We start from the raw sequence: 14,088 nt of genomic DNA, 5'->3' as shown, positions 1-14,088 counted from the left end.
CTCAGTACTGGGTGCCGGGCGCGAAATTGAGAAAGCGCGTGCTCGACCCCTGGAAGGTCAGGCGCACGGTGCCGATCGGACCGTTACGCTGCTTGCCGATGATGATCTCGGCCGAGCCCTTGTCGGGCGAGTCCGGGTTGTAGACCTCGTCGCGATAGATGAACAGGATCACGTCGGCGTCCTGCTCGATGGCGCCGGATTCGCGCAGGTCGCTCATTACCGGCCGCTTGTTGGGGCGCTGCTCCAGGCTGCGGTTGAGCTGCGACAGCGCGATCAGCGGACAGTTGAGCTCCTTGGCCAGGCCCTTGAGCGAGCGGCTGATTTCCGAGATTTCGGTCGCGCGGTTTTCGCCCGCGCTGTTGGCCGACATCAGCTGCAGGTAGTCGATGATGATCAGGCCCAGCTGCCCGCACTGGCGCGCCAGGCGCCGCGCGCGGGCGCGCACTTCCATCGAGCTGAGCGCGGGCGTTTCGTCGATGTAGACCTGCGCGTCCTGCATCAGTTGCACCGCGTGGGTGACGCGCGGCCAATCGTCGGCGACCAGCTTGCCGGTACGCATGCGATGCTGGTCGAGCATGCCCACCGAGCCCAGCATACGCATGGCCAGCTGCACCGCGCCCATTTCCATCGAGAAGACCGCCACCGGCAGCCCCTGCTCGATGGCGACGTGCTCGCCGATGTTCATCGAGAACGAGGTCTTGCCCATGGACGGACGGCCGGCCACGATGACCAGGTCGCCGGCCTGCAGCCCGGAAGTCATCTTGTCCAGATCAGCGAAGCCGGTCGGCACGCCGGTGACATCGGACTCGCTTTCGCGGTGATACAGCTCGTCGATCCGTTCTACCACCTGGGTCAGCAGCGGCTGGATTTCCTGGAAACCCGCCGAGCCGCGTTCGCCTTCCTGGGCGATCTTGAACACCTTGGATTCGGCCTCGTCCAGCAACTGGCGGGCCTCCTTGCCTTGCGGATTGAGCGCGGCCGCCGAGATCTCGTCGGCGATCGACACCAGCTTGCGCAGCATGGCGCGCTCGCGCACGATCTCGGCATAGCGGCGGATGTTGGCCGCCGACGGGGTGTTGTGCGCCAGCGCGTTGAGATAGGCCAGCCCGCCCACCTCCTCGGACTTGCCGGCGCTGGCCAGCGATTCATTGACGGTGATGACGTCGGCCGGGCGGGCCAGGCCGATCAGCCGGGCGATATGGTGCCAGATGAGGCGGTGGTCGTGGCGATAGAAGTCTTCCTCGACCAGGACGTCGGCGATGCGGTCCCAGGCGGCGTTGTCCAGCAACAGGCCGCCCAGCACCGACTGCTCGGCCTCGATCGAGTGCGGCGGCACGCGCAGGTATTCGAGCTGGGGATCGGCAGGGGTATTCATGGATGCAATAGTAACCTCAGGGTTTCGGCCACCCAGAAAAACGCCCGTACGTCGCGCCATGGCAGGCGGCCGCCCAGCGGCCGCAGCAAGCGGGCGGCGCCGCAGATCAGGCGCGCGATGCGCCGCATGCGCGCGCGCACTTCGGAATCGGGATGGGCCGCGAAATAGGTGTCCAGGACGAGTTTACCCAGATGGGACGCCTGCTCGGGCGGCAATTTGCGCAGGCTCACCAGCGACGCCAGCGTCTGGTAGAGATCATAGGCCTGCGCCAGGGGCAGCGACAGCGCGCCGCCGATGTTTTCCTCGAAATCGATGCGCCACAGCCTGCCATCGCGCAGCGTGACGTTGCGCACCTGGGCGCCCCCGTGCCACATGCCGCGGCCGTGGAATTCCGCCAGGTCGCGCGCCAGGGCCTGGGCCAGCGCAATCCGCCCCGCCTCGTCGACCTGGCGCAGACGAAACGGCAGATCGTCGCCCACGTGCTCGAGCACCAGCAGGCCGGGCTCCTGCCACCAGACCTCGGGCACCCGGCAGCCGGCCTGCAGCAGGCGGCGCAGGCGTTCGGCCTCGTAGTCCAGGCCGTTGCGCAGCAGCACCGAGGGACGCGGGAATTCGCCCAGCAGGATGCGGCACAGCAAGGCCAGGAAAAAGGCGCGCAGGTAGCGCAGCACATAGCTGATGCCGCGGCGCACGCCCGGGCGCCGGCGCTTCACCACGCACGGCACGCCATCGACCGTCACCTCCTTGACCGAACGGATGGCCGCGGCCTGTTCGCCATCGAGCCATGCCCGCAGGCCGGGCGGCGCGTTGTGGTGTAGTGGCGGCTCGTTCAAACCGGCATCCCCTGAGCAGAAACAATGGCGCTGATGGTAGCGCGCCTCCCGCGGCCCGCGCCGCCCTCGAAAAAAAAGGTTCATCGCGCATTGCCGGGGAAGGCGGCACGGATTTTGAGGAAGAAGTATTCCTGGTCGCGGTAGCCGTAAGCGCGCCGCTTGATGACCTTGATAGTGTTGTTGATGCCCTCGACAATGCTGGTGTTCAGGGGATGTCGGCATCTGGCCAGGATGCCGTGCAGATAGCCTTTCAAGCGCTGAGCGAAGGTGTTCAAGGCGGCTATTCCGCTTTGCTCGGCCTGCTTGTACCAGTGGTTCCAGGCTTGTCTTGCCCAGGCAGGTCTTTGGTAGAACCAGAGCCGTTTGAGTTCGTCACGCAGGACATAGACCGTCAGCAGCGGCTGGTTGGCTTGCAGCAATTCGTCGAGCCGGACGGCCTGCTGCCGATCCAGGTTGTCACGGTTGCGCAGCAGCAGCCAGCGACTCGATTTGATGATCCTGCGTGCGGGACGATCCTGGCGTAGTTGATTGGCCTGATCCACGCGCACCCGATCAATGACCTCTCGTCCATACTTGGCCACGACATGGAACAAGTCATAGACGATCTCCGCCTGTGGGCTGTGGGCCTGGATCTCCAACTCGTAGGCGGTGGTCATGTCGATGGCAACGGCCTTGATGCGTTGGGCGGCCCCAGGCGGCAATTGTTCGAAGAACGCCCGGGCCGTCTCGCGTGAGCGTCCTGGGCCAATCCACAGCACCTGCCTGCTGATCGGATCGACCACCACTGTCGCGTAGCGATGCCCTTTGTGCAGGGCAAACTCGTCCATCGCCAAATACTCGATCTTGGACCAATCCGGTTCGCGCACCGACGCACGCAGCCGAGCCTTGTCCAGCGTCTTGACGGTATGCCAACCCAGTTCGAAGAACCTCGCCACCGCCTGCACGTTGCTCGATTGCAGCAATTGGCTGCAGGCCTGCGCCAGCCGATCCGTCACCCGTTGATATCGCCCCAGCCAGGCAAGCCGCTCCAGGCGCGGGCCGCCGCATTGCTCACACCACAAGCGTCGGCGCGGCACGTGCAGAACGACCCGATACTCGAATAACGGCAGATCTCGCACCCGTCGAACCGTGGTCTCATGCACCTGGCGACACCGCGCGCCGCACTGCTCGCACAGCATCACCTTGGCCGTTGGCTTCAAATAGATCGACAGCGTGCGCCCTGGGTCTTCGGGCCATTCCACGCGTTCGACGCCATAGCCCTGCCAGCCTCCCAGCGACTCCAGCAACTTGCGATCCAGCATCTCCCTGCACTCCTGATGGCAAATACCTGCCGTCAAGAATACGAAAACTTGCCAAACCCCTCCACGCTATTGCGCGATGAACCAAAAAAAAACCGGTCGCGCGACCGGTTTTTTTCAGGCATGCCGGACAATCAGGCCATTTCGCCTTCGACCAGCACCACCACGTCGGCAACGACGTCGGCGTGCAGCACCGCTTGCACAGGGTACTCGCCCACGGCCTTGATCTGGCCATTGGGCATGCGCACCTGCGACTTCTCGACGGCTTCGAAGCCGGCCTTGCGCAGGCCTTCGGCGACGTCGGCGTTGGTGACCGAGCCGAACAGACGGCCGTCCACGCCAGCCTTCTGCGAGATCTTCAGCTGGAAGCCGTTCAGACGCTCGGCCAGGGCCTGGGCGGCGGCCAGCTTCTCGGCCTGGACCTTTTCGAGCTCGGCGCGGCGGGCTTCGAATTCCTTCAGGGCGGCGTCGGTCGCGCGACGGGCCTTCTTCTGGGGAATCAGGAAGTTGCGAGCATAGCCGTCGCGCACGCGCACGACTTCGCCCAGATTGCCCAGGTTGGCGACTTTTTCGAGCAGGATGATTTGCATGTCAGTGCCCCTGGATTATTTGTGGTTGTCGGTGTACGGCAGCAGGGCCAGGAAGCGCGCGCGCTTGATGGCGGTGTCCAGCTGGCGTTGATAGATCGCACGGGTGCCGGTCAGGCGGGCCGGGATGATCTTGCCGTTTTCTTGCACGAAGTCACGCAGCGTGTCGAGATCCTTGTAGTCGATCTCTTCAACGCCAGCAGCGGTGAAGCGGCAGAACTTGCGGCGCTTGAACAGCGGGTTCTGCTGCGTGAATTTGCGTTTTTCCTTGCGTTTTCCGAAGAAAGCCATGATATGTGCCTCTTTGTTTGGTTTGGGCCGGCCCGGCGCCTTGCGCCTGTTGCCGGTTCGCCCGTTATCTGTCCGTCAAAGCCTGACTGGCATCAACCCACCAGCGGATCGCGTCCCATGCTGCCGGCGATTCTGCGTGCCTGCTGCAAATGCAGCTTGACCTTTACCGAGTCCTTGCGGGCAGGTGCCAGAAAACCTTGCACCTGCATCTCGGTCCCCAACGGGGTATCGGCCAACAGCAACGCCAGATCGCCCAGGGCCACGGCGGAGATCGTGAGTTCGACGCGGCGCGGATGCCCCGCTTCGACGACCTCGGACTCGTGGACCAACAGCAATTCCAACGCAGGCAATCCGGCGGGAGTGTGGCGCATGGCACCGCATTCGAGAACGCGGGCGCTGAGCTCCAGAGTGTTCATCCTGCCGTCGCCGCTGGGTCTGCCAACCAGGCTCTGTCTGAGCCCTGTTACTCGGCCGCGGTCGCGGTCGCGGCGGCTTCAGCTGACGCCTTGCGGGCTTCTTCGCGCTCGACCGACTTCATCATGATCGAAGGAGCGGCGGGCGCCTTCTTGGTCTTGATGACGAGGTGGCGCAGCACCGCATCGTTGTAGCGGAACGAATGCTCGAGCTCATCCAGCGTGGCCTGGCCGCACTCGATGTTCATGCAGACATAGTGGGCCTTGACCAGCTTCTGGATGGGATAGGCCAGTTGACGGCGACCCCAGTCTTCCAGGCGATGCACCGTGCCGCTCTGGCCGGTGACAAGCGCTTGATAGCGCTCGACCATGGCGGGCACCTGCTCGCTTTGGTCGGGGTGAACGATGAACACTACTTCGTAGTGACGCATGTATGGACTCCTTGAGGATGTCTCGCCGGCAAGCCATGCAATGCTGGCCCCGGCAAGGGATAGCCCGCCGCCCAAAACCAGGCAGTCGAGCAAGAAAGCTCTCGATTATCGCCGATTGCGCTTCCCGATGCAAGATCGAGCGGAATCGGGCATTTGAGGGACGCATTGCCCCTCCAGGCCCCGGGCCACGGCCGCCGCGGCCGGACCGGCAGGCGCCACTCAGCCTTCCACGACGGCGTAGGCGGAGTGGTTGTGGATGGATTCGAAGTTCTCGGCCTCGACGCGGAAGCGGCCGATGCCCGGGTGCGCCTTCAGGCGGGCGGCGACGTCGCGCACCAGGTCCTCGACGAACTTGGGGTTGTCATAGGCGCGCTCGGTGACGTACTTCTCGTCAGGCCGCTTGAGCAGGCCCCACAACTCACACGACGCCTCGTCCTCGACCAGGCGGATCAGCTCGTCCATGCGGAAGTCGCCATCCACGATCGCCGACACCGTCACGTGCGAACGCTGGTTGTGCGCCCCGTATTCGGAGATGGCCTTCGAACACGGGCACAGGCTGGTGACCGGCACCTGCGCCACCAGCTCGAACTCGACCTGCTCGCCCACCGCGCGCGCGATCCACTGCATTTCGTAGTCGAGCAGGCTCTGCACGCCGGAGACCGGGGCCGACTTGTTGATGAAGTACGGGAACGAGGCCGTGATGTCGCCGCGCTCGGCATGCAGCAGCGGCAGCATCTCGCGCGCCATGGCGGCAAACAGCGCCGGCGTCATGGGGGTGGCGCGGTACTTTTCCAGCAGCGCCACGAAGCGGGACATGTGCGTGCCCTTCTCTTCCGCCGGCAGCGCTACCGTCAGCGTCCAATTGGCCACCGTCGGCTGGGCCGCGCCATCGCCGGCCAGCACCAGCATGGGGTGGCGCACGCCACGGATGCCGACCCGCTGGATCGGGATGTGCCGCGTATCCGTCGAGCTTTGCACATCGGGCATCACGATCGCGGGATCAATAGGAGAATTCATTTCGCCTTACCTGTCACGGGCCCGCCTGTCGCGCGTAACCCAGAAATTTTGAAGCGGAGGGCGCCCATTATCGCGCAAAGTCACCGAGCACGCAGGGAAAACCCTTCCATCTGTAGGATGCCGGGATGGAACAGTCCGTTCCCGCCGCGCCCGGCCTCAAGCCAGCAATGCGCCGAAACGCGCCCGGATCGCGCGCTCGATGCCCGCGGCGTCCAGCCCCAGGCCGGCCAGCAACGCGGCCTGGTCGCCATGATCGATGAACGCGTCGGGAAGCCCCAACTGCAGCACCGGCAGGGTCACGCCGGCCTCGGCCAGCGTCTCCAGCACGGCGCTGCCCGCCCCGCCCATGATTGCCGCCTCTTCGACGGTGACCAGCGCGTCGTGGCGCGCGGCCAGCTCCAGCACGAGTTCGCGGTCCAGCGGCTTGACAAAGCGCATGTCGGCCACCGTGGCGTCGATCTGGCCGGCCGCGCCCAGCGCCGCCTGCACCAGGGTACCAAAACCCAGGATGGCGATCCGGCGGCCTTCGCGGCGGACCAGCCCCTTGCCCAGCGGCACCGTGGCGAGGCCTTCGCCGACCGCGGCGCCGCATCCCGCGCCGCGCGGGTAGCGCACCGAAGCGGGCCCCGGATGCTCGTAGCACGTCGACAGCAGCAGGCGCGCCTCGCTCTCGTCCGACGGCGCGGCCACCACCATGTTGGGCACGCAGCGCAGGAAGGCGATGTCGTAGTTGCCGGCATGGGTCGCGCCGTCGGCGCCCACCAGGCCGGCGCGGTCCAGCGCGAAGGTGACATCCAGGTTCTGCAGCGCCACGTCGTGCACCAGCTGATCGTAGCCGCGCTGCAGGAAGGTGGAATAGATGGCCACCACGGGCTTTTGCCCCTCACAGGCCAGCCCGGCGGCGAACGTCACGGCGTGCTGCTCGGCGATGCCCACGTCGAAATAGCGTTGCGGGAAGCGCTGCTCGAACTCGACCAGCCCGCTGCCCTCGCGCATGGCCGGCGTGATGCCCACCAGCCGCTCGTCGCGCTCGGCCATGTCGCACAGCCACTGGCCGAACACTTGCGTGAAGGTCTTGCGGGCAGGCGCCTTGGCCTGCTGGATACCGACGGCGGGGTCGAACTTGCCCGGGCCGTGGTAGAGCACGGGATCGGCCTCGGCCAGCTTGTAGCCCTGACCTTTGCGGGTGACCACGTGCAGGAATTGCAAGCCCGGCAGCGCCCGCAGGTTCTGCAGGGTGGGCACCAGGGCGTCGAGGTCGTGGCCGTCGATCGGGCCGACGTAGTTGAATCCGAACTCCTCGAACAGCGTCGCCGGCGTCACCATGCCCTTGGCGTGCTCTTCGAGCCGGCGCGCCAGCTCCAGCACCGGCGGCACATGCTGCAGCACCGCCCGCCCGACATTCTTGGCCGCGGCGTAGAACTGCCCGGACATCAACCGCGCCAGATAGCGATTGAGCGCGCCCACCGGCGGCGAAATCGACATGTCGTTGTCGTTCAGCACGACCAGCAGGTTGATGTTGGGCGTGACCCCCGCGTTGTTCATGGCCTCGAAGGCCATGCCCGCGGACATGGCGCCGTCGCCGATGACGGCGATGTGCTGGCGCTGCACGCCGGCGTTGCGCGAGGCCACGGCCATGCCCAGCGCCGCGGAAATCGAGGTGGACGAATGCGCGGTGCCGAAGGCGTCGTACTCGGACTCGCTGCGCTTGGGAAAGCCCGAGATGCCGCCCTGCTGGCGCAGGTGCGCCATGCCTTCGCGGCGGCCGGTCAGGATCTTGTGCGGATACGACTGATGGCCCACGTCCCAGACGATGCGGTCATGCGGCGTGTCGAAGACATAATGCAGCGCCAGCGACAGCTCGACCGTGCCCAGGTTCGACGACAGGTGGCCGCCCGTGCGCGACACCGACTCGAGCACGAAGCCGCGCAACTCGTCGGCCAGCCGCTTGAGTTCGCGGCGGTCCAGTTGCCGGAGGTCGGCCGGGGATAGGATACGGTCCAGTAGTTCTGTCGTCATGCTCGGTAGATGGTCTTGGTGTCCGGCGCGCGGCGCCGGCCGCCCGGGTTCAGCGGTCTCTGAGTACGATGAAATCTGCCAGTTGGCCCAGCCGCGCGCCGGACTCGCCCAGCGGCGCCAGGGCCTGGTGGGCCGCCTGGCGCAACTCCTGCGCCAGCGCGCGGGCCTGGTCCAGGCCCAGCAAGGATACATAGGTCGGCTTGTTGTCGGCCGCATCCTTGCCGGCCGTCTTGCCCAGGCTGGCGGTGTCGGCCGTCACATCGAGGATATCGTCGACGACCTGGAACGCCAGGCCGATCGCCTGCGCGTAGCTGTCGAGCGCCTGGCGCGCGGTCGAGCTGGCGCCGGCCACGATGCCCCCCAGCGTCACGCTGCACGCCAGCATGGCGCCGGTCTTCATGCTGTGCATGGTCTGCAGTTCGTCGCGCGTGAGCATGCGGCCCACGCTGTGCAGGTCGATGGCCTGCCCGCCGGCCATGCCCTGGCTGCCGGCGGCGCGCGCCAGGACCTGGGCGGCCTGCACCACCAGCGCGGGCGCGATCGGCATGCCGGCCAGCAGTTCGAAGGCCAGCGGCTGCAGGGCATCGCCGGCCAGCATGGCCGTGGCCTCGTCGAATTGCACATGCACCGTGGGCCGGCCGCGGCGCAGCGTGTCGTCGTCCATGCACGGCAGGTCGTCGTGCACCAGCGAATAGGCGTGGATCAGTTCGACGGCCGCGGCGGCGCGGTCCATCGACGCCCCGACGGCCAGCGTGCTGCCGTTGACGGGGCAGGCCTGCCCGGCCGCGTAGACCAGGACCGCGCGCACCCGCTTGCCGCCGCCCAGCACCGCATAGCGCATGGCTTCGTGCAGCCGCGTGGGAGCGATATCGGCGCCAGGCAGCAATTCGTCGAGCACGTGCTCGACATGCTGCGCGCGTTCCCGCAGCCAGTCGGCGCAGGCGAGATGACTTTGCTTCATGCGTTTATTCGTCGTCCAGCGCCGCGGGATCGAGCGGGCGCAGCAAATCGCCCTCCAGGACTTTCACCTGCTGCTCGGCCTGCGCAAGGCGGTCCTGGCAGACGCGCGCGAGCTCGACGCCGCGCCGGTAGGCGGACAGCGACTGCTCCAGCGGCAGCGTCCCGTTCTCCATGGCGGACACCAGCGACTCGAGTTCGGCGAGCGCGGTTTCGAAATCCTGCGGCAGGGGACGGGCGTCGGTCTGTGGATCGGCTTGCTTGGATGAGGCCACGCGGGTCTCCGGTAAGGCGCGAAGTGGGGTTGATCGGAATCAATAACCGAATTGTACGAGATAGCCCCGTTCGCGCGCCGCGCCGCTCAACCGGCCCCGCCCGCAAGGCGCGCCGCCGCCTGGCGCAGCGCCGGCGCCACCTGCTCGCGCAAGGTGCGCTCGGGCAGCAGCCCGAGCGGCCCGCCGCAGCTCATGACGAACACGCCCTCTCCGGTGACCGAGGCGAACGGCACCGCCACGGCGTTGATGCCCGACTGCCACTCGCCCAGGGCATAGCAGCACCCTTCGGCGCTCAGCTCCTCGACCGCCCGCGCCACCATGGCGGGCGGCGGCGCGGCCTGGCCCAGGCGCCCAAGCAGGGCCTGGCGCGCGGCCTCGGGCAACGCGGCCAGGTAGGCCCGGCCCATGGCCGTGTCCAGGCTGGCCCGGTAACCGACCGGCAGGCGCAGGTACAGCGCCGGCGAGCCATGCATGGCCTCGACGTACACCATTGCATCGTTGTCGAAGGCGCCCAGCGCCACCGCGCCGCCCGTCTGCACGGCCAGCTCGGACATGCCGGCCTTGGCCAATTCGCGCACCTCCAGGCTGGCGAGCACGCCGAACCCCAGCGCCAGCACCGCGTAGCCGGGCGAATACTTGCCCGTGTCGGCGTGGTAGCGCAGATAGCCCAGCTCGGTCAGCGTGTAAGTAATGCGGCTGATGGTGGGCTTGGGCAGACCGGTCAGGCGCGCCAGGTCCAGATTGCCCAGGGCGCGCACGCCGGGCCGGAAACAGCGCAACACGTCCAGCCCGCGCGCCAGCGCGGTAATGAAATCGGGCGAGGCCGCGCCGGCGGCGCTGGCGGCGCGCTTGCGCCGCGCCGGCTGGCTGGCTAGCAGGCCGTCCGGATCGGGGGGCCGCGTCGAAAAAGGTTGCATTGGGATGGCGTCGTTTTTATAGTTGATTTCGGATAGCAAAATAAAATTCCGATACACGGAATTTAAGCACGCATCCTGCGGCTTGGAAAGCGAATTTGCGGGCCATCGCGGCCCGCCTGCCTCCCCGCTTCGACTCACACCTGCATCCCAACCCATACGCACAAGGGGAAGTTCATGCTACGCAAAGGTTTGCAACTGCTCGCCGCCCTGAGCCTGTCGCTGGCCGCAGCCAGTGTCTCGGCCCAGTCCTTTCCGGCCCGGCCGATCAAGGTCGTCTCGCCCTTCCCGGCCGGCGGCGCCACCGATGTCCTGACCCGCCTGCTGACCGAACGCATGGCCAAGGACCTGGGCCAACCCATGATCGTCGAGAACAAGGCCGGCGCCGGCACCTCGATCGGCGCGGCGTACGTGGCGCGCGAGAATCCCGACGGCTACACCCTGCTCATGGCGACCAACTCCACGCTGGTGACCAACCGCTACCTCTACAAGGAGCTGCCCTATGACCCGGACAGCTTCGTTCCCATCGGCATGGTCGGCATCGGCCCGCTGGTGCTGCTGGCCAGCCCAAAGCACGGCTTCAAGAGCACCCAGGACATCGTGGCCTACGCCAAGCAGCATCCGGGCAAGCTGACCTTCGCCACCTTCGGCGCCGGCACGTCCTCGCACCTGGCCGCCGAGCTGTTCAAGAAGCAGGCCGGCATCGACATCCTGCACGTGCCGTTCAAGGGCGCCACGCAGGCGCTGCCGGCGCTGATCAGCGGCGACGTGGACCTGTTCTTCGACATGGTCGCCACCGGCATGCCGCAGGCCGAGGCCGGCAAGATCGACGTGTTCGCCATCACCAGCCCCACCCGCCTGGCCACGCTGCCCAAACTGGCTACCCTGACCGAACAGGGCTATCCCAACGAGATGACGGCCTGGTTCACGTTCGTCGCGCCCCACGGCACGCCGGAAGCGGTACGGGCGCGACTGGAGCAGGCGCTGCAGGCCACGCTGAAGGACGAGACCGTGCGCGCCAAGATGCTGGCCATGGGCATCGACCCGCGCTCCGGCACCGCGCAGGAACTCACCACGCAGATGAAAAACGAGCAGCCCGTGGTGAGCCAGCTCATCAAGCAGGCCAACATCGTTCTGCAATAAGCCGCGCGGCGGCGCCGCCCGGCACGACACTCGCTCGAGATGTTGCCGGGCGGCCGCCCTTGCCCGGGCCCGGCGCTGCCATCGGCCACGCTTGCTAACGCCTCGATACAGCCCTGCCGCCGCCGGCGCTGCTACGGTATAGGCTAGTAATCCGACCGCGCAGGAGCGCCATGCCGACGATCGAAGATCGATACGCCCGGCTGGACGCGGCCCGCTGGCTGGCCGCGCTTGCCGTGGTATTGCTGCACAGCGCCGCCCAGACCGTATCCGACCCCGCCGCCTACGGCAGCCACGCCTGGCTGGCGGCCAACCTCTACGACTCCGCGGCGCACTGGTGCGTGCCCGTGTTCGTGATGGTCAGCGGCGCGCTGCTGCTGGACCCGGACCAGCCGCACGACGCGCGGCGCTTCTACAGTCGCCGCATGGCCCGCGTGTGCGCGCCGCTGCTGTTCTGGACCCTCTTCTACCTGGCCTGGCGCACCGCGCTGGACTGGTGGGACGACGGCCGCCTGGATTTCTCGTTCTGGCCCCGCAAGGTGGCCGAAGGCGCGCCCTACTACCACCTGTGGTACCTGTACATGATCGTGGGCCTGTACCTGTTCGCGCCGCTGGTGCGGCTGCTGTACGCCCGCAGCCAGCCGCGCGCCCGCGCGCTGTGGGTGGTGGGGATCCTGGGCGTGGCGGTGCTCGATGCGCTGTACCGGCGCGCGCTGGGCGGCGGCAATGGGCTGTTCCTGACCTGGTTCCTGCCCTACCTGGGTTATTTCGTGGCCGGCCGGCTGATCTTCGATGGCGAGTTGCGCATGCCACGCCCCGGCCTGGTGCTGGCCGCCAGCGTGGCCGCCACGGCCTGGGGAGTCAGCGCCCTGTCCGATTCGCGCGCGCTGGATCTGTACTTCTATGATTACTTCAGCGTCACCGTGCCCTTGATGTCGCTGGCGGCGTTCCAGCTGATCGTCGGCTCGCCCAGGCTGCCCGCCCTGCCCGCCCTGCCCGCCCTGGCGCCGCTCACGTTCGGCATCTACCTGATCCATCCGCTGTTCCTGGACCTGGCCCACCGCATCGGCGCGGCGCGCGCCTGGCGGCCGGACGCCTGGGGCGTGCCGGCAATCACGGCCGCCGTGTTCGCGCTGTCGGCGCTCGCCAGCTGGATGTTGCGCCGGCATCGGCTGACCCGCCGGCTGGTCTAAAGCGTATTGAGAATTACCCCCCCGGTTAACCCGGATGGGGTACAATTCCCGATTTGGGATCGGCCAGACCGATTTTTCTTCGCGCCAGAACGGCATGAGCGACACGACCTCAGCCGTCCTGGCTTTTTCATCCGTGCGGAGGGAATCATGACCGACATTGGTCGGATGGCACACGTGGTGCCAGCTCGCACCCAGCTTCCCGTCAGCGCCTATTTTGACGAAGCCCGCTTTGCGCGCGAGCAAGAACTCATTTTCAAGCAATCCTCGCTTTACGTCGGCCACCAGAAACTGGTGCCCGAGCTGGGGGATTGGCGTACCCTGGTCCAGGAGGACGGCGGCCGCGCGCTGGTGCGCAACCAGCAGGGCGTGGAGCTGGTCTCCAATGTGTGCCGCCACCGCCAGGCCCTGATGCTGGGAGGCGAGGCCGGCAACGTCAGCGGCAACGCCAATACGCGCGGCAGCCTGAAGGACACCGGCGGCAATATCGTTTGCCCGTTGCATCGCTGGACGTACAACGACCGCGGCGAACTGCTGGGCGCGCCCCAGTTCGACGCCACGCCCTGCATGAACCTGCAGCGCTTCCGGCTGCGCGACTGTCACGGCCTGCTGTTCGAAGGCCCGCGCGACCCGGCCGCCGACATGGCGCCGCTGTTCGCGCGTCCGGAGTTCGATTTCGGCGACTATGTGCTCGACCACGTCGAGGTCCACCAGTGCAACTACAACTGGAAGACCTTCATCGAGGTCTATCTCGAGGACTACCACGTCGGCCCCTTCCACCCGGGGCTGGGGCGCTTCGTCACCTGCGACGACCTGGCCTGGGAATTCAACGACTGGTACAGCCTGCAGCGCGTGGGCGTGCACCAGGCGCTGGCCCAGCCCGGATCGGCCGTGTACAAGCAGTGGCACGACCGCCTGCTGGACTTCCGCGCCGGCCAGGCGCCCGATTTCGGCGCGATGTGGGTGACCTACTTCCCCACCCACATGATCGAGCTCTATCCGCACGTGCTGGTGCTTTCCACGCTCTACCCCAAGAGCCCGCAGGAAACGCTCAACGTGGTGGAGTTCTACTACCCCGAGGAAATCGTCGCCTTCGAGCGCGAGTTCGTCGAGGCGCAGCGGGCCGCCTACATGGAAACGGCCATCGAGGACGACGAGATCGCCGAGCGCATGGATGCCGGCCGCAAGGCCTTGATGCTGCGCGGCGCCAACGAGACCGGTCCGTACCAGTCGCCCATGGAAGACGGCATGCAGCACTTCCACGAGTGGTATCGCCGCGTGATGGGCGAGACCGAGGACTAGCCCTCGCCTCGCCGCGTCCGGCCGGGCTGCCGGGGCCGCTGCCGTG

Annotated in this window: 15 protein-coding genes; 3 read left to right on the top strand and 12 right to left on the bottom strand. The window is 66.9% G+C overall.

The window, feature by feature from the left end; translation table 11 throughout:
- Position 1: 1 nt before the first annotated feature.
- The 12 genes from LK409_RS10445 to LK409_RS10390 form a co-directional block, all read right to left on the bottom strand.
- Positions 2–1,375 (bottom strand): replicative DNA helicase, encoded by a 1,374-nt coding sequence (locus LK409_RS10445; RefSeq protein ID WP_003813089.1) that lies wholly within the window; start codon positions 1,373–1,375, stop codon positions 2–4.
- The gene (locus LK409_RS10440; RefSeq protein WP_010928556.1) at positions 1,372–2,208 is read right to left on the bottom strand and encodes a BUD32 family EKC/KEOPS complex subunit; all 837 of its coding nucleotides are present in this window, start codon (positions 2,206–2,208) and stop codon (positions 1,372–1,374) included. Before LK409_RS10440 ends, LK409_RS10445 begins: the two co-directional genes overlap by 4 nt.
- 80 nt (positions 2,209–2,288) lie before the next feature.
- Positions 2,289–3,509, bottom strand: a complete 1,221-nt coding sequence (locus LK409_RS10435; protein ID WP_010928555.1) for an ISL3-like element IS1001 family transposase — start codon at positions 3,507–3,509, stop codon at positions 2,289–2,291.
- Positions 3,510–3,640: 131 nt separating this feature from the next.
- Positions 3,641–4,096, bottom strand: coding sequence for a 50S ribosomal protein L9 (rplI, locus tag LK409_RS10430; protein WP_003813092.1), 456 nt, complete (start codon positions 4,094–4,096; stop codon positions 3,641–3,643).
- A 15-nt stretch (positions 4,097–4,111) separates the two neighbouring features.
- Positions 4,112–4,384: a 30S ribosomal protein S18 gene (gene rpsR / locus LK409_RS10425; RefSeq protein WP_003813094.1), complete on the bottom strand. Its 273-nt coding sequence runs from the start codon at positions 4,382–4,384 to the stop codon at positions 4,112–4,114.
- A 92-nt stretch (positions 4,385–4,476) separates the two neighbouring features.
- Entirely contained in the window at positions 4,477–4,800 is a 324-nt protein-coding gene (priB, locus tag LK409_RS10420; protein WP_003813095.1) for a primosomal replication protein N, read from the bottom strand.
- 47 nt (positions 4,801–4,847) lie between these two features.
- Positions 4,848–5,228: a 30S ribosomal protein S6 gene (gene rpsF / locus LK409_RS10415; RefSeq protein WP_010926331.1), complete on the bottom strand. Its 381-nt coding sequence runs from the start codon at positions 5,226–5,228 to the stop codon at positions 4,848–4,850.
- A gap of 219 nt (positions 5,229–5,447) precedes the next feature.
- Positions 5,448–6,245 carry a GTP cyclohydrolase FolE2 gene (folE2, locus tag LK409_RS10410; RefSeq protein WP_003813103.1) on the bottom strand — a complete coding sequence of 266 codons (798 nt, stop codon included), beginning with the start codon at positions 6,243–6,245 and terminating at the stop codon, positions 5,448–5,450.
- 156 nt (positions 6,246–6,401) lie between these two features.
- The gene (gene dxs / locus LK409_RS10405) at positions 6,402–8,264 is read right to left on the bottom strand and encodes a 1-deoxy-D-xylulose-5-phosphate synthase (protein ID WP_003813105.1); all 1,863 of its coding nucleotides are present in this window, start codon (positions 8,262–8,264) and stop codon (positions 6,402–6,404) included.
- Between the two features lie 49 nt (positions 8,265–8,313).
- Positions 8,314–9,225, bottom strand: a complete 912-nt coding sequence (locus LK409_RS10400; RefSeq protein ID WP_010928554.1) for a polyprenyl synthetase family protein — start codon at positions 9,223–9,225, stop codon at positions 8,314–8,316.
- Between the two features lie 4 nt (positions 9,226–9,229).
- Entirely contained in the window at positions 9,230–9,496 is a 267-nt protein-coding gene (locus tag LK409_RS10395) for an exodeoxyribonuclease VII small subunit (protein WP_003813109.1), read from the bottom strand.
- Positions 9,497–9,582: 86 nt separating this feature from the next.
- Positions 9,583–10,413 carry an IclR family transcriptional regulator gene (locus LK409_RS10390; protein ID WP_059565414.1) on the bottom strand — a complete coding sequence of 277 codons (831 nt, stop codon included), beginning with the start codon at positions 10,411–10,413 and terminating at the stop codon, positions 9,583–9,585.
- A 174-nt stretch (positions 10,414–10,587) separates the two neighbouring features.
- On the opposite strand from LK409_RS10390, the gene LK409_RS10385 reads away from it, so the two are divergent.
- The 3 genes from LK409_RS10385 to LK409_RS10375 all read left to right on the top strand — a co-directional run bounded on the left by LK409_RS10385 (position 10,588) and on the right by LK409_RS10375 (position 14,042).
- Complete coding sequence (locus LK409_RS10385) at positions 10,588–11,553, top strand: Bug family tripartite tricarboxylate transporter substrate binding protein (RefSeq protein WP_003813113.1); 966 nt, start codon at positions 10,588–10,590, stop codon at positions 11,551–11,553.
- 170 nt (positions 11,554–11,723) lie between these two features.
- Positions 11,724–12,743 (top strand): acyltransferase, encoded by a 1,020-nt coding sequence (locus LK409_RS10380; protein WP_010928552.1) that lies wholly within the window; start codon positions 11,724–11,726, stop codon positions 12,741–12,743.
- Between the two features lie 147 nt (positions 12,744–12,890).
- Positions 12,891–14,042 (top strand): aromatic ring-hydroxylating oxygenase subunit alpha, encoded by a 1,152-nt coding sequence (locus tag LK409_RS10375; RefSeq protein WP_033449886.1) that lies wholly within the window; start codon positions 12,891–12,893, stop codon positions 14,040–14,042.
- Positions 14,043–14,088: the final 46 nt, after the last annotated feature.

Origin of the sequence: Bordetella parapertussis (assembly GCF_020735925.1) — a bacterium.
Taxonomy (GTDB): Bacteria; Pseudomonadota; Gammaproteobacteria; order Burkholderiales; family Burkholderiaceae_B; genus Bordetella; species Bordetella pertussis.
This window is presented reverse-complemented; position numbering and strand designations above follow the sequence as displayed.

Bases quoted from the DNA above. Each gene is read 5' to 3' on its own strand.
- LK409_RS10445 (WP_003813089.1), bottom strand. From the start codon at position 1,375: ATGAATACCCCTGCCGATCCCCAGCTCGAATACCTGCGCGTGCCGCCG.
- LK409_RS10435 (WP_010928555.1), bottom strand. From the start codon at position 3,509: ATGCTGGATCGCAAGTTGCTGGAGTCGCTGGGAGGCTGGCAGGGCTAT.
- rplI (WP_003813092.1), bottom strand. From the start codon at position 4,096: ATGCAAATCATCCTGCTCGAAAAAGTCGCCAACCTGGGCAATCTGGGC.
- rpsR (WP_003813094.1), bottom strand. From the start codon at position 4,384: ATGGCTTTCTTCGGAAAACGCAAGGAAAAACGCAAATTCACGCAGCAG.
- priB (WP_003813095.1), bottom strand. From the start codon at position 4,800: ATGAACACTCTGGAGCTCAGCGCCCGCGTTCTCGAATGCGGTGCCATG.
- rpsF (WP_010926331.1), bottom strand. From the start codon at position 5,228: ATGCGTCACTACGAAGTAGTGTTCATCGTTCACCCCGACCAAAGCGAG.
- folE2 (WP_003813103.1), bottom strand. From the start codon at position 6,245: ATGAATTCTCCTATTGATCCCGCGATCGTGATGCCCGATGTGCAAAGC.
- dxs (WP_003813105.1), bottom strand. From the start codon at position 8,264: ATGACGACAGAACTACTGGACCGTATCCTATCCCCGGCCGACCTCCGG.
- LK409_RS10400 (WP_010928554.1), bottom strand. From the start codon at position 9,225: ATGAAGCAAAGTCATCTCGCCTGCGCCGACTGGCTGCGGGAACGCGCG.
- LK409_RS10390 (WP_059565414.1), bottom strand. From the start codon at position 10,413: ATGCAACCTTTTTCGACGCGGCCCCCCGATCCGGACGGCCTGCTAGCC.
- LK409_RS10385 (WP_003813113.1), top strand. From the start codon at position 10,588: ATGCTACGCAAAGGTTTGCAACTGCTCGCCGCCCTGAGCCTGTCGCTG.
- LK409_RS10380 (WP_010928552.1), top strand. From the start codon at position 11,724: ATGCCGACGATCGAAGATCGATACGCCCGGCTGGACGCGGCCCGCTGG.
- LK409_RS10375 (WP_033449886.1), top strand. From the start codon at position 12,891: ATGACCGACATTGGTCGGATGGCACACGTGGTGCCAGCTCGCACCCAG.